Origin of the sequence: Secundilactobacillus hailunensis (assembly GCF_005405185.1) — a bacterium.
Classification (GTDB): Bacteria; Bacillota; Bacilli; order Lactobacillales; family Lactobacillaceae; genus Secundilactobacillus; species Secundilactobacillus hailunensis.
The window spans coordinates 17,614-22,951 of record NZ_BJDO01000041.1 but is presented as its reverse complement, the minus strand read 5'-3'; the positions used below and the strand labels follow the sequence as shown (position 1 = coordinate 22,951).

The 5,338-nt window shown below is 47.8% G+C and carries 1 protein-coding gene; it reads left to right on the top strand.

What is annotated here, in order from left to right; translation table 11 throughout:
- The coding region (locus FFM73_RS12790) for a beta strand repeat-containing protein (protein ID WP_373278660.1) at positions 1 to 5,338 on the top strand (5,338 nt) is incomplete at both ends.

Below are 5,338 nucleotides of genomic sequence, written 5' to 3'. Positions count from 1 at the left end.
CGGAAAAGATGGCAGCACACCGACCATTGATCCAAGCAAGACGACAACTGGTACGGATGCCAATGGTAATCCAACCACGACTTACCACTTCATGATCACTGGTCCTGATGGTAAACCCACTGATGGCGGTTCACTGACCGTTACCGACGGTAAGAATGGGACTAACGGCGATACACCAAAGATCGATCCAAGCAAGACGACGACTGATAAGGATGGCAACCAAGTTTACACGCTTGTAGACAGTAAAGGTAATTCACTTGGGACTTTGACGGCACCTAAAGGTGACACTGGCGCAACCGGTGCAACTGGAGCTCAAGGGGCTCAGGGTGCTAAAGGCGATACAGGTGCAGCTGGTAAGGACGGCAGTACACCAACTATCGATCCTAAGCAGACGACAACGGATAAAGATGGCAATACCACCTATGTATTAGTTGACGGCGCTGGCAAGACAGTTGGAACATTCACTGCTAACAAGGGTGCTAAGGGTGATGCAGGTGCTCAAGGTATCCAGGGTGTTGCCGGAAAAGATGGCAGCACACCGACCATTGATCCAAGCAAGACGACAACTGGTACGGATGCCAATGGCAATCCAACCACGACTTACCACTTCATGATCACCGGACCTGATGGCAAACCCGCTGATGTCGGTCAACTGACCGTTACCGACGGTAAGAATGGAACTAATGGCGATACGCCAAAGATCGATCCAAGCAAGACGACGACTGATGCCAATGGCAACCAGGTTTACACGCTTGTAGATAGTAAAGGTAATTCACTTGGGACCTTGACGGCACCTAAAGGTGACACTGGCGCAACCGGTGCAACTGGAGCTCAAGGGGCTCAGGGTGCTAAAGGCGATACAGGTGCAGCCGGTAAGGACGGCAGTACACCAACTATTGATCCAAAGCAGACGACAACGGATAAAGATGGCAATACCATCTATGTATTAGTTGACGGCGCTGGCAAGACAGTTGGAACATTCACTGCTAACAAGGGTGCTAAGGGTGATGCAGGTGCTCAAGGTATCCAGGGTGTTGCCGGAAAAGATGGCAGCACACCGACCATTGATCCAAGCAAGACGACAACTGGAACGGATGCCAATGGTAATCCGACTACGACTTACCACTTCATGATCACTGGTCCTGATGGCAAACCCGCTGATGGCGGTTCACTGACCGTTACCGACGGTAAGAATGGGACTAATGGCGATACACCAAAGATCGATCCAAGCAAGACGACGACTGATAAGGATGGCAACCAAGTTTATACGCTTGTAGACAGTAAAGGTAATTCACTTGGGACCTTGACGGCACCTAAAGGTGACACTGGCGCTACCGGTGCAACTGGAGCTCAAGGGGCTCAGGGTGCTAAAGGCGATACAGGTGCAGCTGGTAAAGACGGCAGTACACCAACTATCGATTCTAAGCAGACGACAACGGATAAAGATGGCAATACCATCTATGTATTAGTCGACGGCGCTGGCAAGACAGTTGGAACATTCACTGCTAACAAGGGTGCTAAGGGTGATACAGGTGCTCAAGGTATCCAGGGTGTTGCCGGAAAAGATGGCAGCACACCGACCATTGATCCAAGCAAGACGACAACTGGAACGGATGCCAATGGTAATCCAACCACGACTTACCACTTCATGATCACTGGTCCTGATGGTAAACCCACTGATGGCGGTTCACTGACCGTTACCGACGGTAAGAATGGGACTAACGGCGATACACCAAAGATCGATCCAAGCAAGACGACGACTGATAAGGATGGCAACCAAGTTTACACGCTTGTAGACAGTAAAGGTAATTCACTTGGGACTTTGACGGCACCTAAAGGTGACACTGGCGCAACCGGTGCAACTGGAGCTCAAGGGGCTCAGGGTGTAAAGGGTGATCCAGGGGCTTCACCAGTTATCACACCAACGACTGATGGTAACGGTAAGACAACTGGTTACACGATTACTGATGGTGATGGCAACAAGGTTCAGGTTACTAACGGTAAAGACGGCGCAACGCCAAGCTTTACCAAGACGGATACTGGTTTCGATATCATGTTAAATGGTGTCAAGGTTGGTTCACTCACTAACGGTAAAGATGGTGCCATCCCAATGGTTACTACCAAGCCCGCTTATGACAAAGATAATAATGTAATCGGTACTACACTAGTTATTAACGGTAGAAATGAAGATACCATTTTAAATGGTGCTAAAGGTGATAAGGGTGATCCTGGTGCTACACCGGTGATTACTGCTGATAAAGACAAGGGCGGTAACCCAACTGGAAGTTATACCATTACGGTTAATGGTCAGCCTGCTGGTACCTTGCATGATGGTAAAGACGGTTCTACACCGCAATTTACTGAAAACAAGGGTACAGATGGTAAAGTTACTGGTTACACCATCACTGTTAATGGCGCGACAGTTGGTACTGTTACCAATGGTACAGATGGCAAGCCTGGTTCAGTTGTAACCACTAAGGCAGTAACTGATGCAGCCGGTAATAAGATTGGTGTTCAGCTGTTCGTCGATGGTAAAGACGGCGGTACTATTTTGAACGGTGCCCAAGGTCCACAAGGCGATTCACCAGTTATCACACCAGACCTTGACACAAACGGCAACCCAACTGGCACTTACACCATTAAGGTTGGTACTCAGACTGTTGGTACCCTGAGAAATGGTACAGACGGCTCTACTCCTGAATTTACTGCGACAAAGGATGGCTATGACATTGTGGTCGACGGTAAGACAGTCGGCAGCATCAAGAATGGCACTAACGGTACTAACGGAATTTCTCCAGTAATCACTACAACGCCGACGTTAGGCGCTGACGGTAAGACAGTTATTGCTAACACAATCACTATTACGAAGCCGGGTTCTACTGACGCACCGCAAGTGATTAGTGTTATGAATGGTAAAGATGGTCAAAATGGTCAAACACCACAGGTTAAGGCTGGTACTGATAAGAATGGTAATCCTATCTACGAATTCTATCTGCCAGGTACTAAGGGTGATGGTTCCGATGATACGAATTTGGGGACCGTTGCTGCACCTAAAGATGGTCAGTCCATCACCGTTACAGGTACCACTACTGACGAAAATGGCAACACAGTTGTGAAGTTCTCCGATGGAAAGACGGCTACAATTGCTAAAGGTGCCAAGGGTGATAAAGGTGATAAGGGTGATGCCGGTGCTAATGGTTCATCACCACAGCTCTTGCCAATTACTGATAAAGATGGCAACGCAGCTGGTTACACGATCTTCATTGACAATAAACCAGCCGGAACAATTATGAATGGTAAAAATGGCGATACGCCAACCATTGATCCAGCACAAACCAAGACTGATGCAGCTGGCAATACCACTTATGTATTAGTCGATGGTGCAGGTAAGACAGTTGGTACGTTTACCGCTGCTAAGGGTGCTAAAGGTGATACTGGTGCCACTGGTGCTGCCGGCAAAGATGGTAGCACACCAACAATTGACCCATCTAAGACCACTACTGGTACAGATAGTAATGGTAATCCAACCACGACTTATCAATTTATTGTCACTAAACCAGATGGTACAAAGGTTCCTGGCGGTACACTGACAGTTAAAGATGGTAAAGACGGTAAGAATGGTGATACACCAACAGTTGACCCAGCACAAACCAAGACTGATGCAAATGGCGATACCACTTATGTATTAGTCGATGGTGCAGGTAAGACAGTTGGGACATTCACTGCTACCAAGGGTGCTAAAGGTGATACTGGTGCTGCCGGCAAAGATGGTAGCACACCAACCATTGACCCAACCCAGACCACTACTGGTACGGATGCCAATGGTAATCCAACCACGACTTATCACTTTACTATCACTGGTCCTGATGGCAAACCCGCTGATGGTGGTCAACTGACCGTTACTAACGGTAAACCTGGTTCAGTTGTAACAACTAAGCCGCTTATGGGAACTGATGGTAAGACTCAAATTGGAACCACACTGGTCATTGACGGCAAGGATTCCGGTACCATTTTGAACGGTGTCAAAGGCGACAAAGGTGATAAGGGTGATACTGGTGCCACAGGTGCCACAGGTGCTTCACCAATTATGACGCCAACCACTGATAAAGATGGTAACGTCACTGGTTACACCATCACGATTGATGGTAAACCAGCCGGGACGATTACCAATGGTAAAGACGGCTCAACGCCTCAATTTACCGAAACTAAAGATGGTCAAGGCAATGTAAACGGTTACGACATCATGGTTGACGGTAACAAAGTTGGCAGTATTAAGAACGGCACCAATGGTACTAACGGTACTGATGGAATTTCTCCAGTAATCACTACAACACCATTGTTGAGTGCTGATGGTAAGACGGTCATCGGTAACACAATCACTATTACGAAGCCGGGTTCTACTGACGCACCACAAGTTGTTAACGTGACAAATGGTAAAGATGGTCAAACACCATCGGTTAAGGAAGTTACGGATCAAGCGGGGAACAAGACGCTTGAATTCTACCTGCCAGGTACTAAAGGTGACGGTTCCGATGATACGATTTTGGGTACAATTGCCGCACCTAAAGATGGTATTAACGGTAAAGATGGTCAAGCACCACAAGTTAAGCCTGGTGTTGATAAAGATGGCAACGCGGACTATGAGTTCTACATTACTAATCCAGACGGTTCTACCAAGATAGTTGGTACAGTTGCCGCACCTAAAGACGGCACCAACGGTAAAGATGGCGCAACCCCAACGGTTAAACCACACACTGATGCTGACGGTAAACAAGACGGTTACACCTACACGCTGAACGGTGTTGATTACACTGTTTTGAATGGTAAAGATGGCCAGAATGGTAAAGATGGTGCCAATGGTAAGGACCTGACAGTCACTGGTCAAACTACTGATCAAGCTGGCAACACAGTGGTTCACTTCAGTGATGGCAACACAGTTACAGTTCCTAAGGGTGCCAAAGGTGCTGACGGTCAAACGCCGCAAGTTAAGGCAGGCACTGATAAAGATGGCAATGCAATCTACGAATTCTACCTGCCTGGTACTAAAGGTGATGGTTCCGATGATACAATCTTAGGTACGGTTGCCGCGCCCAAGGACGGCATTAATGGGACTAACGGTAAAGATGGTGCTGCTGGTAAAGACGGCCAGACACCACAGGTTAAGGCTATTAAGAATGATGATGGCACAACATCATACGAGTTCTACATCACTAATCCAGACGGCTCTGTCAAGACGGTTGGTACAGTTGCTGCACCTAAAGATGGTACTAACGGTAAAGATGGTCAGACTCCAACGGTTAAGCCACACACTGGTACTGACGGTAAGCAAGACGGCTTC